Genomic DNA, 14,759 nt, shown 5'->3' on the forward strand with positions numbered 1-14,759 from the left:
TTTCTATCCTAACGCGTAGCGTTAGAATCCCAGTCATGTCCAAAAAGTCCCCGCATGCAGCCACCCCAGCGCTCAAAGTCATGGAAGACGCCGGCGTAGACCACCATGTGTACACCTTTGAGGCGGGCAAGGATCACTTCGGCGATCACGCCGCGGCGGCCCTCGAGGTAGAGCCGGAACGCGTGCTCAAAACCCTGGTCATCGATTTAACGGCGGGAAAAGGGCCCAAGCGGCAGTTGGCGGTGTGCGTCATCCCTACCACCCACCACCTGAGTCTCAAGAAGGCCGCGGCTGCCCACGGCGTTTCTAAGGCTGCCATGGCGGTTCCGCATGACGCGTCCAAATCCTCCGGATACATTCCCGGCGGCATTTCCCCGCTGGGCCAGAAAAACCCGCTGCCCACGGTCATTGAGGAAACCGCCGTCCTTTTCGATACCGTCTTTATTTCCGGCGGGCGCCGCGGGCTCGATATCGAGCTCAATGCGGAGGACCTCGCAGAGCTGTGCTCTGCCAGCTTTGCCGATCTACTCGCCGAGTAGCTCCGGATAATCGTTGGATACACTGCCCACGGCCTTGTCGGCGGGGTGGGTGTGGAAGCCACGCAGGGGCGTCGGCAAGAGCAGCTCAGCGGCTTCCTCGGGGCTGCCCTCCAGCCAGGTACGCATTTCTTCGGCCGCCAAGAACCGCGGCAGGCGGTGGTGCAGCCACTCCATTTCTTCCGTCGCTGCAGTGGTGACAATCGTGGCGGACAGGCGGTCTAGGCCGGTCTCCCATAGGCCCGCCGCCCACAACAGGCCCTCTTCCGCGCGGACGTAATAGGGCTGCTTGCCGCCTTCTTCCTGGTGCCATTCGTAGTAGCCGTCCATGGGGATAAGGCAGCGCTGCCCCTTAAAGGCATGCCGGAAGGAGGGCTTGCTGGCCACCGTCTCCGCCCGGGCGTTAAACAACGGCGGACCATCCAGGTCCTTCTTCCAGTGCGGCAGCAGTGCCCACCGCGCAGGGTCGACCTGGGCGAGGCTTTCGTGCACGCGCACCATTGCCACCGGCTGGGTGGGCGCAATATTGTAGCGCGGGCCTGGGGTGCCTTGTGGGGCATGGACTTCAGTAACTCCCGGCAGCGCGCCCACTTCATCGAGAAGGGACTCGGTAAAAAGAACGAATCTTCCGCACATGCCCTCTATTATGGACGATATGTCTCAACCTTGGTCCGCCCCGCAAGCGGCAGGCCCCATTACGTGGGCCCAGCACGTGCCGGGCTCGAAGTCTATTACCAACCGCGCCTTCATTCTGGCGGCGTTGGCCGATGGCCCTTCTACCCTGCGCGCGCCGCTCGTCTCGCGCGATTCGCAGCTGATGGAAAAGGCCCTGGAATCTATGGGCGTGCGCTTCGAGCACGAAGGCGAGGATATCCACGTCACCCCAGGCCCGCTTAAGGGTGCCACGGTGGACTGCGGCCTAGCCGGCACCGTTATGCGCTTTATCCCGCCGGTTGCGGCCCTGGCGGACGGCGCCGTGCTTGTCGACGGCGACGAGCAGGCCTACGCCCGCCCCATGTCCACCACCCTAGATGCACTGCGCCAGCTCGGCGTCGAGGTGGACGGCGATAGCCTGCCCTTTACCGTCCGCTCGCACGGGGTACCGGAAGGCGGCGAGGTTACTATCGACGCCTCTGGCTCCTCGCAGTTCGTCTCCGGACTCCTGCTGGCCGGCGCGCGCTTTGCCAAGGGCATCACCGTCACCCACGAGGGCGGTCCCCTGCCGTCTATGCCGCACGTGGAGATGACCGTAGGCATGCTGCGCCAAGCCGGCGTACGCGTGGATTCCGGGGAGAATACCTGGACCGTACACCCTGGCCCGATTGCCGGGCGGGAGTGGGCAATCGAGCCGGATCTCTCCAACGCCACGCCCTTCCTTGCCGCCGCTGCCGTCACCGGCGGCCGCGTGACCATTAAGCGATGGCCTGCCAATACCACCCAGCCGGGCGACGCCATTCGGCATATTTTGGTGGATATGGGTGTCATGGTCACCCAAGAGCCGGGCTTTGTTACTGCCAAGGGCGCCAAAGACGGCGCGCTGCAGGGGATCGAGCGCAACATGGGCGATATTGGCGAGCTCACCCCCACCGTCGCGGCATTGTGCGCCCTGGCGGACACCCCCTCTACCCTGACCGGCATTGCGCACCTGCGCGGGCACGAGACCGACCGTTTGAAGGCGCTGGCGGATAATATCAACGCCCTCGGCGGCAAGGTCACCGAGCTTGCCGACGGCCTACACATCGACCCCGCCCCTCTCCACGGCGGGGAGTGGCCGTGCTACGCGGATCACCGCATGGCCACCGCGGGCGCGATTATCGGCCTGCGGGTACCGGGCGTAGAGGTAGAAGACATTGCCACCACCGCGAAGACCCTTCCCGGCTTCGACCGCATGTGGGAGACGATGGTGGACCCCGAGCAACAGGAGAGCAATGGCTAGGCGTTTCGGTTCTTTCGATGAATCCGATGTGCGCGTGCGCCCCGGCAAGGGCTCGCGGCCGCGTACTAAGGACCGCCCCAAGCACAAAAATGCCAAGTTCGGCATGGTTATCACCAAGGACCGCGGGCGCTGGGGCGTAGCGCTAGACGACGGCCCCCGCGTCACCGCCATGCGCGCCCGTGAACTGGGCCGCACCGCCATCGAGGTGGGCGACCGCGTGGGCGTCGTGGGCGATACCTCCGGCAAGAAGGACACCCTAGCGCGCATTGTGAAGCTGGAAGAGCGCACCTCAGTCCTCCGGCGCACGGCGGATGACACCGACCCTTATGAGCGCATCGTGGTGGCGAATGCGGACCAGATGCTCATCGTCACCGCCGTAGCCGATCCGCCACCGCGCTCCGGGTTTGTCGAGCGCGCCCTCATCGCTGCGTTTGTGGGCAATATCCACCCCATCCTGTGCCTGACCAAGACCGATCTCACGGATCCTGCCCCCTTCGCGGCCGAGTTCGCCGATCTCGACGTCACGGTGGTGGAAGCCGGCGTCGAAGACGGGCTCGAGGCGGTGCGCCAGCACATCGACGGCCACGTCACCGCGCTCATCGGACATTCCGGCGTGGGTAAATCTACCCTGGTCAACCGGCTGGTACCAGACGCGGATAGGGAGACAGGGGAAGTATCGGGCGTCGGCAAGGGCAGGCACACCTCCACCCAATCGGTGGCGCTCCCGCTCCCCGCCGAGGATGCATTCACCGGCGGCTGGATTATCGATACTCCAGGCATCCGTTCCTTTGGCCTCGCACACGTGGATGCCGATGACGTGCTAGGCGTCTTTGAAGACCTTGCCGCAGCCATCGAGGACTGCCCCCGCGGTTGTACGCATATGGGCCCGCCTGCGGACCCAGAATGCGGCCTCGATGACCCCGCGCTTATTTCTCCTGATACCGCCAGTGCGCGGCGGCGCGATGCGGTGCGCGGCCTACTCGAGGCCCTGCGCACCAACGTGGAGTGGGAAAATTAGAGGTGGAAGCCGGTATCGGCCATAACGCCTAGCAGGCCATCAATGATGCCAAAGACCACATCGAGGATCTGGCCCCAGGTGCCCTGGGACGAGGTCTCTAGCAGCGCCAGCCACGGGGTGGTGGGCACGGCGTCGGCAGCCGCATCCGCAGCTGGGGTGGTATCTGCCAGGGCGGCCGGCGCGGCGATGAGGGCTGCGCCTGCGGTAACGGTGGCCGCAGCGAGGTTCTTGAAGCGCTTAGTCATATTTTCTCCTTGAGTAATTAGAGCAGTTCTACGAGGAACGGCAGCTCGGTGGGATGATAAAAGGCCATGAACTTATCCAGTGCATCGCCCACGGCCAGCTCCGCATCCTCATCGCCCAAGTCTGCGGTATCGATAGCCTCGATGGCCTTCGCGGTGGTTTCCTCGGACTCCGCAATATCCACGTGGATGGCCGCTAGGTCGTCTTTGCTGAACTGTGCCGGCTTAAGCTCTACCACCGGCTCACCCATATCCGGGCGCGGGGTAATGACAGAATCATCCAAGTCTACCGAGATGACCACGCGGCGGTGCGGGAACTTCTCTTCATCGCCGATGGCCAAAAGGCGCATGGAGGCCATTGAGGCCTCGAGGAATGCCGAGTAGGCAATTTCTTCTTCATCGCCCTCGGTATAGAACTCCTGCAGCGCAGGGGTCACCATGAAACCCCAGCCGGAGCGCGCGGACAGCGAGCCGGTTTCTTCCAGCTCCGCCAGCATAGCGTAGGTAGCAGGGATGTAAACGCGGGCTTTAGCCACTAAAACTCACCTTCAATATCGAAGACTGCCTGGATTTCAACGGAGACGCGGTCAAAGCTGGTGTACAAAAAGCCCACCATGCCGGATTCCACGGCGGCGCGCACGTTGAGGATGGAATCATCAACCATGACACAGTCATTGAGCGGCAGCTCTAGGGCATCTGCGGCCGCCTGGAAGGCTGCGACCTCAGGCTTTTCCGCCCCCACCTCGCCGGAGAGAACAACTGCGTCGACGTTTCCGCGGTACTCCCACTCGCGGATGTGCTCCGCGCCTGGTCCGCCTGGGTCATTGGACAGGATGGCGGTTGCTGCGCCATTTGCCTTGGCGGCGGCCAGCAGCGCCTTCCAGCGGCGGTTGTCTTCTTCGGTGCCGTCAAGGACGCCGACATAGTCAACGATTAGACCACGCATGTACTTAAATCCTTTGGTTACGATTCTCTTTAACTCCCCGAGAGTATAGCGAACCGCGCGCTCATTCGCGCCCACGCCTTTCAGGAAACCCTCAGAAATGGCGGGGTTGGGGCGGGCATGAGACAATTATCACGCGTCCGCCTCCTGCCCTTATTCAGGAGTACTACTTCCCCACCATGTACGAGCCCATTCCTGGCTACTCGCACCTCAAACTCTTCATTGCACCCCACCGCGTGCACTATGGCCGCTTGCCGACGTCCGCGGAAGTCGCCGCCCAACACCGCATCCAAGGCTGGGTAGTCTTCGCGCTCGAGGTAGCCGCCGGCTATCGCCCGCTAGCCCATCTCAATTCACCGCGCTATTCGGATGCCATCCGCCTGCACATTGGATCGTGGGTGCGCCGGCGCACAAGCCCCTATGCCACGGACAGACTGCAATTGACCAGCCTGCACGCGCGGCCCAATGGCGAGTACTTTGGTTCCGCCCACATAGGCCAACAGCAGCATGCATTTACGGGTTCGGCGAGCCCCACCGGTTTAACGTCGTTCCGCTTGCTCTAACTCAGCGGGCAGGGCTTGGCGCCTAGGAGAAGAACTGGCCCAGGTGAGAAAGGATTTCGGACCAGTCGAGCGCGGACCATCCGAATCCGGCGGCGCTGGTCAGCGCCGCAATACCGGTGGCTAGGAGGCCACCTTCGAAGGCGGATAGACCGGAATGCTCATTCGCCGCCGCATCCTCAGGCACGGTTCCCGCATCACGGTGCGAGACGGCGGCCTGCTCCAAAGGTGCATTGACCTGCTTGGTGATGGTGACAATATCGCGCAGCGCCGCCGCATAGGCAGGGAACTCATCCGGGAAGGCGGAGCCAGTTTCCCCGATGGTCGGCAGCTGGCCACTTTGAGAGGTCACCGCGTTGCCGGCAGGGGCCTGCGGCAAGTCCTTGGTAAACTCGCCCAGCTCAGCGCGAATTACCGCCTGGGCATAGTTGGCACCCAGCATGTCGAGGTAATCCAATACGGCCGCTTCTGTGTACTGCTTGCCGTCTAGGGATTGCGTCCGCTCCTCTGGCTCCCACGGGAAGTCCAGCGGGGTGGAATAAATACTGCCATCGGTACGCGCGGTATTGAGACGGGCTTTGCCAAAGTAGTACTCGAAGGCGGCGTCCGCTTTGTCCTGGGACAAAATTCCATCGGCCACCAATGCTTCCTTGCGCTGGGTAGCAATAGCCAGGATGGCGGCAGCCGCGTTATCCTGCTCAATCTTTTCGCCCGAATCCAAAATAATGCGCAACGAGGTGGCAGAATCACGCTGCATCTCATAGGCCACGGCCGGCGTGGCGCCACCGAGCAAGGTGGCAGACAGGAGCGTCGTAATACCGAGACGCAGAGAGCGGCGGCGCATCGTCAGTGGAGCTCCTCACAGGAAATAAGCAGAATGGACAGGTTTCTTATATTCTACTCATTTTTTCCTGAAAAGAAACCCGCCCCGTTCCCACTCTCAGGAGCGTGGACGGGGCGGGTTCGGAGGAAGGACGCCGAGGCCTAGGCCTCTACGGTGCCCTCACCGTTGCCGGAAGCGGTAGCAGCGGATTCGCCGGCCTGCTCCTCTTCCTGCTGTTTGAACTGCTTGCGCAGCATAAACAGCTGGCGGACGGTCTCTTCCTTCACGCCATCGTTCATGGCGTTGAACATCTCGCCGCCCTCCTTCTGGTACTCCACCAGCGGATCGCGCTGCGCCATCGCGCGCAGGCCGATGCCCTCCTTGAGGTAGTCCATCTCATAGAGGTGCTCGCGCCACTTCTGGTCGATGATAGGCAGGATGACCATGCGCTCGGTATTGCGCATCTGCTGCTCGCCGCCAATGGCGGTCACAGACTCTTCGAGCTTGTCGTACTCATTATTGGCGTCCTGCACCAGGGCGTCGCGAAGCTGCTCAGCAGAAAGCTCACCCGGGGAACCATACTCGGAGCCTTCCACCAGCTCCTCATGGGAAATGGTGGGGCCGTAGAGGGAATCCAGCGCATTCCACAGCGCGTCCAAATCCCAGTCCTCCACGTAACCGGTGGCGGTAGCGCCAGCGACATACGCGGACACGGTGTCATCGATCATGCCGCGGATATTGTCCTGAATATCTCCGGCATCAAGGATGTCGTGACGGGTAGCGTAGACCACCTTGCGCTGCTCGTTGAGCACCTCGTCGTACTTGAGGACGTTTTTGCGCATCTCAAAGTTCTGGTTCTCCACCTGCGCCTGGGCACCCTTGATGGAGTTGGAAACCATCTTGGCCTCGATGGGGACATCGTCCGGCACGTTGAGGCGGTTCATCATGTTTTCCATGGACTGGCCCACGAAGCGCACCATCAACTCATCGCGCATGGACAGGTAGAAGCGGGTCTCGCCTGGATCACCCTGGCGGCCGGTACGACCACGCAGCTGGTTATCAATGCGGCGGGACTCGTGACGCTCGGTGCCCAGCACGTAGAGGCCACCGGCCTCGCGCACCTGGTCACCCAGCTTCTTGGAGCGCTCCCTCTCGGAATCGATTTCTGCTTCCCAGGCCTCCTGGTACTTCTCTTCATCCTCGAATGGGTCTAGGCCGCGCTCGCGCAGCTTCTCATCGAGGATGACCTCGGGGTTGCCACCGAGCACGATATCGGTACCACGGCCGGCCATGTTGGTAGCCACGGTGACGGTGCCGGGGCGTCCCGCACGGGCGATGATCTGGCCCTCTTCCTCGTGGTGCTTAGCGTTAAGCACGTTGTGCTTGATGCCGCGCTTAGACAGCAGCTGGGACAGGTACTCGGAGCGCTCCACGGAGGTGGTACCGACCAGAACCGGCTGGCCGGACTCGACGTGCTCGGCAATATCGTCCACTACGGCAGCGAACTTAGCTTCCTGCGTCTTGTAGATGCGGTCAGAGTGATCGGCACGCTGATTCGGCTTATTGGTAGGAATCGGCACCACATCCAAGTCATAGATGGAGTGCAGCTCGGCGGCCTCGGTTTCCGCCGTACCGGTCATGCCGGAGATCTTCTCGTACAGGCGGAAGTAGTTCTGCAGGGTAACGGTAGCCAGGGTCTGGTTCTCGTTCTTAATCTCCACCTGCTCCTTGGCCTCAATGGCCTGGTGCATGCCCTCGTTGTAGCGGCGGCCGGCCAGCACGCGGCCGGTGAAGCCGTCCACGATCATGACTTCACCATTGCGGACGATGTAGTCCTTATCGCGGGTGAAAAGCTCCTTAGCCTTCAAGGCATTGTTCAGGTAGGACACCAGCTGGGAGTGCTCGGGGGCGTAGAGGTTATCGATGCCGAGCTGATCCTCGACGTATTCCACGCCCTCTTCCAGCACGCCGATGGTGCGCTTCTTGTGGTCCACCTCGTAGTGGATACCCTCGCGCATGCGCGGGGCCAGCTGCGCGAAGACGCTATAGAACTGGGAGGAACCATCTACCGGGCCGGAGATGATGAGCGGGGTACGGGCTTCATCGATAAGAATCGAGTCGACCTCGTCCACGATGCAGAAGTTGTGGCCGCGCTGGACCACATCGTTGAGGGAGCGGACCATGTTATCGCGCAGGTAGTCAAAGCCCAGCTCGTTATTGGTGCCGTAGGTAATGTCGCAATCGTAGGCGGCCTTGCGCTCTGGCGGGCGCATCTCGGACAGGATGACGCCCACGGACAGGCCGAGCCAGCGGTGGACACGGCCCATCATCTCGGCGTCGCGCTTTGCCAGGTAATCGTTAACGGTCACGATGTGGACGCCCTTGCCGTCAAGGGCATTGAGGTAGGCCGGCAGCAGCGAGGTCAGGGTCTTGCCCTCACCGGTGCGCATCTCGGCGACGTTGCCGAAGTGCAGGGCCGCACCGCCCATGATCTGCACGCGGTAGTGCTTCTGATCGAGGACGCGCCAGGCAGCCTCACGGACGGTGGCAAAGGCCTCGAGCAAGATGTCATTCATCTCTTCGCCGTCTCGCAGGCGAGTCTTGAACTCGTCGGTCTTCGCCTTAAGCTCGTCGTCCGAAAGCTCCGCGTACTTATCCTCAAGGGCAATTACATCGTCTGCCATTTTGCCCAGGCGCTTGACCGTACGGCCCTCGCCCGCGCGCAGCAGCTTGGAAAGTCCAAACACGGTTAGTTAGTCCTTCTAGTCGCGACAATAAAGTTAACTCGTCGCTATTGTACTCACTCGCTTTCACAAAGCATCTCCCGCCTAGCACAAAGGGCAGGCGGACAGCCTCCGTTCAGCCTGTATATCCCCCGCAACCTGCTTGCCGACGCCCCCTCCCCTAACCACACATTCGACCCCGCTGCATACTCGCAGCAGGGTCGTTAGCTAAGAGATGTATGAGCTCCTTTAAGCTTCAGCGTCTTCCGACAGGGAGATAATGCCGTAGTCGTAGGCGTGGCGGCGGTAGACCACGGACGGCTTATTGTTCTCCTCGTTGACAAAGAGGAAGAAGTCGTGGCCCACCAGCTCCATCTCGCTCAAGGCATCATCCACGCTCATCGGGGTAGCCGGGTGCTCCTTGGTACGCACGATCTGGCCGGGGCGAACGTCCTCCACGGTCTCAGCATAGGGGTCAACGTAGCGCTCTTCCTTGGCGCGCTCCGCTTCAGCTTGGGCCACCATCTCAGCGGCAATCTCGCCGGTACCCTTTTGTGCACGGTGACCGCCCTTGACGTTTTCGCGGCGCACCTTCACCTTGCGCAGGGAACGCTCCATCTTGCCCAAGGCGGTTTCGAGCGCTGCGTAGAAGGAATCTTCCTTGGCTTCAGCGCGGGCGATATGTCCCTTGCCCGTAGCGGTGATCTGAAGACGCTCCGCTTCGGAGTCACGGCGCGGGTTTGGTTCGTGCTGCAGCTCCACGTGGAAGAAGGTCAGGGTGGGGTCAAGGCGTTCAATCTTGGCCAGCTTGTCATTAACTCGCTCTTGGAAGTGCTCGGGGACCTCGACATTGCGGCCCGTAATCGTTACCTGAGCTTTGTTTGGCTGGGACATTGAGATGCCTCCCTTGAGTAGTGGGGACTAGAATCAATCACAGTAACTATCTCTCTGTGACACTCCTCATGGTAGCACTGGTTATGACCTTTGCGGGAAATTTTTAAGCAACTCCCCTACCTCGAGGGTGGGCGCCACCCCTATCTAGGCATCCGCAAAGACCAATGCCCCGCAGACTTCCACACCCGCGGCCTGCAGGGCGGCGATGCTCGCGGCGAGGGTGGCACCGGTGGTAATGACGTCGTCGGCAAGCAATGCAGGGCCCTGCGCAATTGGGGCGCGCACGCGGACTCGGCCCTGCAGGTTGGCCCACCTATCCTGGGCGTTGAGCTCGGACTGGTCCGCGGTGGACTGGCCCATTGTGAGCGCCGCGCACACGCCCACGCGCTGGTGCTGCGCCGCGGCGTGACACACAGCGGACACCGGATCGCCGCCGCGTGCCCGCGCCGAACGCGGCCGAGTAGGCGCGGGAACGAGGGTGTACTCGCGCGGGATATCGCCGCGGGCGCTCAAATGAGCCAGCCCGGCCGCGAAGACGGCCCCCACATACTCGCGCACCGGCCGATTGCCACGCTCCTTCATGCCAATGATGATGCGGCGGCGAATATCGGAATAGGGGCCGAGAGCATAGACAGGCGCGCCCAGCAGCCGGGGCCGTGCCACCATGTAGGGCGGCTGCCGCAGGTGATCGCGGCACGGTGGGCACAAGACCTCACCCGGCGCGCCGCACCCAGCGCACGCACGCGGAAAAATAAGCTCCCCCAAGCCCATAATCGCCTCTCCCCAGCCGCGCAGGCCCTCTGGCGGCTAATTAGAAACGATAGGGGAAGAACGCCGACCCTGCAGGCCGGAGACCTCGCGCCAGTTGGTTTCGTCCATCACGGTGGAAGGAAGCTCCAGCATGGCGTGCGAATCAGTAATAAAGAGCTTGGTAGGCGAGGTTGCCACGGCCACCACGGGGGCGGTGATATTGCCGGTGGGCATGGTCGAGGCTGAGGAACCATCCTGCTCGATGCGCCATACGGGCGACTGGCTCGAGGAAGTACCCACGATAAGCGAGCCATCCGCATTCCAGTCCAGCGATAGTGCCGAGCCAGATACTTCGGGGCCTACCTCGCGGGCATTGACGATGCGCTTATCGCCGCTGCTGGATTGGGCAACGGCCGCAATGTACACGTGGCCATCAATAATCATGGCCACGCGCGCACCGCTATGGGACAAGCGGATAACGGAGATTTCGCCCTCAATATCGTCGATGCTGCGGGCATCCACCTCGGATTCGGAGATGCGGCCCGTGGTCTTGGAGCGCACCACGCGCACGATGCGATCGCCATCGACCACGGTCCAGGCGGCTTGCCCGTTGTACTCGAAGGTGGGCCGTGCCAGTGTGGGGCCATCCACTGAATCCTGCAGCTGGCCGTCAAGCTCGCCTATCTGCAGCGAGAATTCACTATTAGACTTGCGGCGCACGGCCGCAACGAGGCCGCTATCGGCAACATCGACGGATTGCACGTCACCGCTGCTGCCCAGCGTGGATTTCACGTGCTCGGCCACACCATCGTCCACCTCCAGCAGGTTGCCCTCATTAAGGGCGTAGAGCTTAGACAAAGAGGTGCTGCTTTCCTCCGGGTTATAGTCCGCGAAGTCATCCACGCTGAGGCTATCCATGCCCTCCACCAAGTCACCGCCATCGGCCTTGACCTTAAAGGGGCCGGTATGGCCGGCTTCCGTGAGCGTCCACACTAGCTGGGCTGCAAAGAGGGTGCGATCTTGGGCGTCTAGGTCAGCAAGGCCCTCGAATTGGTAGCCCTGTTCGCGATCGTAGCCGGCGAAGGTGACATTCTCCCCCGCTGCCCGGCGGGTAGCGGGAGCAATGCTAGATGAAGGTCCCTCCATCAACAGCGTAAGGAGCGTCGACTCCGATTGTTCGCCGCCCTTGTACAGCCAGCGGCGGTCTGGAACCAGCACATCGTTGCTCTGCTTAAAGAAGTACAGCGATTGTGGGGTGTAGTGATTGCGCATTTCATTGCGCTCCATTACTACCCCTGCCGGCAAGCCATCGACGCGCCACCTATCGTCTTGCTTCTTCATGTAGATGACGGCCTCGTAGCCCTCATTTTCCGGCACGTACGCACCGCCGGATTTCAGGCGGCCGATGATAGTGCCGCGCACCGTGAAGGCGCGCTCATTATCCCTCGAGCTTTGCTTACTAGCGGGCGCGGTAACGATGTCCAAGCTATCGACCACCATCACATCGCCGCTGGCGTCCCAGGCTTCCCGGGCGTTATCCGTCAAAAAACCGCGCGCGACCTCATGGTCGTTTCCCGGCACGGCGGAAGCCTGGTAGAAATCGCGCAATGTCAAGTCCGGGTCATCGCCGGGTTGCGGTGCAATGACTTCTTCCGGGCCATCCGGTTGCTGCTGGTAGGTACCGACTACTTGCGGACCTGTGTTATTCGGCAGGGTGGAACAACCGCTGACAAAAAGCACGGCCGCTGCGGTGCCAACAACTGCGGTCTTGCGATACTTCGCTCTCAACACGCTTACTTCCTCCTGCCCTCAAAGTCCGGGGCCTTATAGGCGCGCCTGTCCGGGGCGGCCGCGCCGCGGTTAAGTTCGCGTTCCGAAGGCCAGAGGATGCCATCGCCCTCCGTCTCACCATCAGTGCCCCTGTCACTCTTCTCGACGTGCGGTGAGCTCATGCCGGATGAAATGGCCGGCGTTGCAGAGGCGGGCCCGGCATCCGGCGCGTCGGCGCCAGTGTCCTGTGCTTCTGTAGCTTCAGCTTCGGGTTCTGCCAGTTCGCTACCGGCCGCAGTGCTGGTGACGGGTGCGCCGGGAATCTCCACAGCGATGGGATCCTCGCCCACCTCGGTATTCGGGGTCCGCGGAATAATGAGGCGGAAGCGGGAACCAAAGCCCTCGTAGCCGGTGGCATCTAGCGTGCCGCCATGCAGGACGGCGTCCTCGCGGGCGATAGCCAGTCCCAAACCGGTGCCGCCGGAGTGGCGTTTGCGGGAGGAATCCGCACGCCAGAAGCGGTTGAATACCAGCTCTTCTTGGCCCGGTTTTAGGCCCACGCCATGGTCCGTAACGGTAACGCCCACAGCAGTGTCCGTGGCAGCAACGTCGACCGCCACCGGATTGCCTTCCGAGTGGTCGATGGCGTTGGCCAGCAGGTTGCGCAAGATGCGCTCGAGGCGGCGGGAATCGGCCTCGACTCCGATGCGCTCCTCCGGCAGGTTGAGTTGCACCTCCACGTCGAGCTCGCGGGCCAAATGCTCCACCTGCCCGTAGGCCGCCTCCACACAGGAGCGCAGATCAATGGCTGCCGTCGACAAATCCGCCACGCCAGCATCGTGGCGCGAAATCTCCAGCAAGTCCGCGAGCAGCTCCTCGAAGCGGTCCAGTTCGCTCGACATGAGGCGGGAAGCGCGCTGGGCGCCTTGCGGCAGGCTATCGCTTTCCGCCTCAATCATGTCCGCGGCCATACGCACGGTGGTCAATGGGGTGCGCAGCTCATGGGAGACGTCGGAAGTAAACTGCCGCTGCAAATCGCCGTACTCCTCCAGCTGCGCAATTTGGGAGGACAGCTTATCGGCCATGTTATTGAAGGACGCGGCCAAGCGGCCCATCTCATCATCGCTATCGACGGCCATGCGCTCCTTCAAATGACCCGCCGCCAGGCGCTGTGCAATGCGCGAGGCCGAGCGAATCGGCGTAATTACCTGCTGGGTAGCCAGCCAGGCAATGCCCACCAGCAACACCACGACCACTACGCCGGCCGCCGAGAGCAGGCCGCGCATCAGCGCCATGGTGGATTCTTCCGATTCCATGGACAACGCCAGGTAGACCTGTGTATGGGGAATATCGGTATCGGTAGGCGTGCCTACCAGCAAGGCGTTGTAGTAATCACCATTTTCGCGCGGCGCCGGGAAATACTGCTGCGCAATCTGGCCTTGATCCACCATCTCCCGCAACTGATCCGGCACGGGGAAATCCTCGGGCGAAGTGGTAACAGAGCCATCCTGGTTTTCCACCACGATGACTGGCTCATAAACCGTCTGGGTATCGCCCTGCTGGGCGGAGAGCTGGCCCAACGCAGCACGCGCAGAGTTGATGCGTACCTGGACGGAGTTAGCAGAACTGGTGGCATCGATCTGCTGTTCCACGGCCGTGCGGGCGCGCTCCAGCTCCTGTTGGGCCACGTCTTCTTTCTGGCTGACCAGGCGTTGGGTAAGCACGGACACCAACGCGTAGGCCAAGATGATCATGACCACCGAGGAGGCGACCAAGATCATGCCAATGACGCGCGCCTGCAAAGAGGTGCGCCACGTTGTAATGAAGGCGTCTCGAATGCGCCTTAGACGCTCAATGATGCCGATGGTCCTTACTCCCCGGCGCCGGCCTTGCCGGTCTTATATCCCACGCCGCGCACGGTCAGCACAATCTGCGGGTCTTCCGGATCGTGCTCGATCTTGGCACGTAGGCGCTGGACGTGCACATTAACCAGGCGGGTATCAGAAGCATTGCGATAGCCCCACACGGATTCCAACAGCGACTCACGCGTGTGTACCTGGCCGGGGCGGCGCGCCATCTCCAGCAGCAGGTCAAACTCCAGCGGGGTCAGGTTCAGCTCGGTGCCATCGGTGCGGCGCACGGTATGCTCCGGCACATCAATGACAAGGTCCGCAACCTCCAGGATTTCAGATTCCGCGGAATCGGTGCGACGCAGGCGCGCACGGATGCGGGCGATGAGTTCCTTGGGCTTGAATGGCTTGGTGATGTAATCATCCGCGCCGGATTCAAGGCCGAGTACCACATCAACCGTATCGGTCTTGGCGGTCAGCATAACGATGGGCACGGAGGATTCACGGCGGATGGCACGGCAAATATCTACGCCGTTCATGCCCGGAAGCATGAGGTCCAGCAGGATGAGATCCGGCTCGTGCTGCTCAAAGGCAGGCACGGCGTCATTGCCGTCCATGACCGGAATGGGCTTGAGCCCCTCGGACTCGAGCACAATGGTCAGCATCTCTGAGATAGCCGGATCGTCATCGACAACCAAAATCTTGGGCGCCACG

15 protein-coding genes are annotated in these 14,759 nt (G+C 62.0%); 4 read left to right on the forward strand and 11 right to left on the reverse strand.

The annotated features are described in order from the left end of the window. The first annotated feature begins 35 nt into the window (after positions 1–35). Positions 36–539 carry a Cys-tRNA(Pro) deacylase gene (gene ybaK, locus MHK09_RS03230; RefSeq protein ID WP_005322380.1) on the forward strand — a complete coding sequence of 168 codons (504 nt, stop codon included), beginning with the start codon at positions 36–38 and terminating at the stop codon, positions 537–539. Here the strand turns inward: ybaK and MHK09_RS03235 are convergent. Continuing rightward, positions 525–1,172 carry an SOS response-associated peptidase gene (locus MHK09_RS03235; RefSeq protein ID WP_250412647.1) on the reverse strand — a complete coding sequence of 216 codons (648 nt, stop codon included), beginning with the start codon at positions 1,170–1,172 and terminating at the stop codon, positions 525–527. The genes ybaK and MHK09_RS03235 overlap by 15 nt on opposite strands. On the opposite strand from MHK09_RS03235, the gene aroA reads away from it, so the two are divergent. Both aroA and rsgA read left to right on the forward strand, forming a co-directional pair. Then, positions 1,171–2,472 (forward strand): 3-phosphoshikimate 1-carboxyvinyltransferase, encoded by a 1,302-nt coding sequence (aroA, locus tag MHK09_RS03240; RefSeq protein WP_005326563.1) that lies wholly within the window; start codon positions 1,171–1,173, stop codon positions 2,470–2,472. The genes MHK09_RS03235 and aroA overlap by 2 nt on opposite strands. After that, positions 2,465–3,490 (forward strand): ribosome small subunit-dependent GTPase A, encoded by a 1,026-nt coding sequence (rsgA, locus tag MHK09_RS03245; protein WP_250412648.1) that lies wholly within the window; start codon positions 2,465–2,467, stop codon positions 3,488–3,490. Before aroA ends, rsgA begins: the two co-directional genes overlap by 8 nt. Here rsgA and MHK09_RS03250 read toward each other — a convergent pair. The 3 genes from MHK09_RS03250 to MHK09_RS03260 are packed head-to-tail and all read right to left on the reverse strand — an operon-like array spanning position 3,487 to position 4,678. Continuing rightward, positions 3,487–3,735, reverse strand: a complete 249-nt coding sequence (locus tag MHK09_RS03250; RefSeq protein WP_250412649.1) for a hypothetical protein — start codon at positions 3,733–3,735, stop codon at positions 3,487–3,489. The genes rsgA and MHK09_RS03250 overlap by 4 nt on opposite strands. A 17-nt stretch (positions 3,736–3,752) precedes the next feature. Then, positions 3,753–4,268 (reverse strand): DUF6912 family protein, encoded by a 516-nt coding sequence (locus MHK09_RS03255; RefSeq protein WP_436232099.1) that lies wholly within the window; start codon positions 4,266–4,268, stop codon positions 3,753–3,755. After that, the gene (locus MHK09_RS03260; protein WP_204609910.1) at positions 4,268–4,678 is read right to left on the reverse strand and encodes an HAD-IA family hydrolase; all 411 of its coding nucleotides are present in this window, start codon (positions 4,676–4,678) and stop codon (positions 4,268–4,270) included. Before MHK09_RS03260 ends, MHK09_RS03255 begins: the two co-directional genes overlap by 1 nt. Before the next feature lie 176 nt (positions 4,679–4,854). On the opposite strand from MHK09_RS03260, the gene MHK09_RS03265 reads away from it, so the two are divergent. Then, complete coding sequence (locus tag MHK09_RS03265) at positions 4,855–5,238, forward strand: hypothetical protein (protein ID WP_150850784.1); 384 nt, start codon at positions 4,855–4,857, stop codon at positions 5,236–5,238. 22 nt (positions 5,239–5,260) lie between these two features. Here MHK09_RS03265 and MHK09_RS03270 read toward each other — a convergent pair whose 3' ends face one another. The 7 genes from MHK09_RS03270 to mtrA form a co-directional block, all read right to left on the reverse strand. Beyond that, on the reverse strand, positions 5,261–6,079 hold the full coding sequence (locus MHK09_RS03270; RefSeq protein WP_250412650.1) for a hypothetical protein: 819 nt from the start codon (positions 6,077–6,079) through the stop codon (positions 5,261–5,263). Between the two features lie 140 nt (positions 6,080–6,219). Next, positions 6,220–8,805 (reverse strand): preprotein translocase subunit SecA, encoded by a 2,586-nt coding sequence (gene secA / locus MHK09_RS03275; RefSeq protein ID WP_005322400.1) that lies wholly within the window; start codon positions 8,803–8,805, stop codon positions 6,220–6,222. Between the two features lie 225 nt (positions 8,806–9,030). Continuing rightward, complete coding sequence (gene hpf / locus MHK09_RS03280; RefSeq protein WP_005322401.1) at positions 9,031–9,675, reverse strand: ribosome hibernation-promoting factor, HPF/YfiA family; 645 nt, start codon at positions 9,673–9,675, stop codon at positions 9,031–9,033. Between the two features lie 144 nt (positions 9,676–9,819). Beyond that, positions 9,820–10,341 carry a ComF family protein gene (locus MHK09_RS03285; protein ID WP_234447431.1) on the reverse strand — a complete coding sequence of 174 codons (522 nt, stop codon included), beginning with the start codon at positions 10,339–10,341 and terminating at the stop codon, positions 9,820–9,822. Positions 10,342–10,482: 141 nt separating this feature from the next. Further along, on the reverse strand, positions 10,483–12,216 hold the full coding sequence (gene lpqB / locus MHK09_RS03290) for an MtrAB system accessory lipoprotein LpqB (RefSeq protein ID WP_200436098.1): 1,734 nt from the start codon (positions 12,214–12,216) through the stop codon (positions 10,483–10,485). Between the two features lie 2 nt (positions 12,217–12,218). Further along, complete coding sequence (mtrB, locus tag MHK09_RS03295) at positions 12,219–13,997, reverse strand: MtrAB system histidine kinase MtrB (protein ID WP_005322404.1); 1,779 nt, start codon at positions 13,995–13,997, stop codon at positions 12,219–12,221. Between the two features lie 68 nt (positions 13,998–14,065). Beyond that, positions 14,066–14,758, reverse strand: a complete 693-nt coding sequence (mtrA, locus tag MHK09_RS03300) for an MtrAB system response regulator MtrA (protein WP_005322406.1) — start codon at positions 14,756–14,758, stop codon at positions 14,066–14,068. Position 14,759 lies beyond the last annotated feature (1 nt).

It is taken from the genome of Corynebacterium tuberculostearicum (assembly GCF_022347235.1).
Classification (GTDB): Bacteria; Actinomycetota; Actinomycetes; order Mycobacteriales; family Mycobacteriaceae; genus Corynebacterium; species Corynebacterium tuberculostearicum_F.

What these genes read in the sequence shown, in the direction of transcription:
- ybaK (WP_005322380.1), top strand. Translation starts at nt 36, where the DNA reads ATGTCCAAAAAGTCCCCGCATGCAGCCACCCCAGCGCTCAAAGTCATG.
- aroA (WP_005326563.1), top strand. Translation starts at nt 1,171, where the DNA reads ATGCCCTCTATTATGGACGATATGTCTCAACCTTGGTCCGCCCCGCAA.
- MHK09_RS03235 (WP_250412647.1), bottom strand. Translation starts at nt 1,172, where the DNA reads ATGTGCGGAAGATTCGTTCTTTTTACCGAGTCCCTTCTCGATGAAGTG.
- rsgA (WP_250412648.1), top strand. Translation starts at nt 2,465, where the DNA reads ATGGCTAGGCGTTTCGGTTCTTTCGATGAATCCGATGTGCGCGTGCGC.
- MHK09_RS03250 (WP_250412649.1), bottom strand. Translation starts at nt 3,735, where the DNA reads ATGACTAAGCGCTTCAAGAACCTCGCTGCGGCCACCGTTACCGCAGGC.
- MHK09_RS03260 (WP_204609910.1), bottom strand. Translation starts at nt 4,678, where the DNA reads ATGCGTGGTCTAATCGTTGACTATGTCGGCGTCCTTGACGGCACCGAA.
- MHK09_RS03265 (WP_150850784.1), top strand. Translation starts at nt 4,855, where the DNA reads ATGTACGAGCCCATTCCTGGCTACTCGCACCTCAAACTCTTCATTGCA.
- MHK09_RS03270 (WP_250412650.1), bottom strand. Translation starts at nt 6,079, where the DNA reads ATGCGCCGCCGCTCTCTGCGTCTCGGTATTACGACGCTCCTGTCTGCC.
- hpf (WP_005322401.1), bottom strand. Translation starts at nt 9,675, where the DNA reads ATGTCCCAGCCAAACAAAGCTCAGGTAACGATTACGGGCCGCAATGTC.
- MHK09_RS03285 (WP_234447431.1), bottom strand. Translation starts at nt 10,341, where the DNA reads ATGGTGGCACGGCCCCGGCTGCTGGGCGCGCCTGTCTATGCTCTCGGC.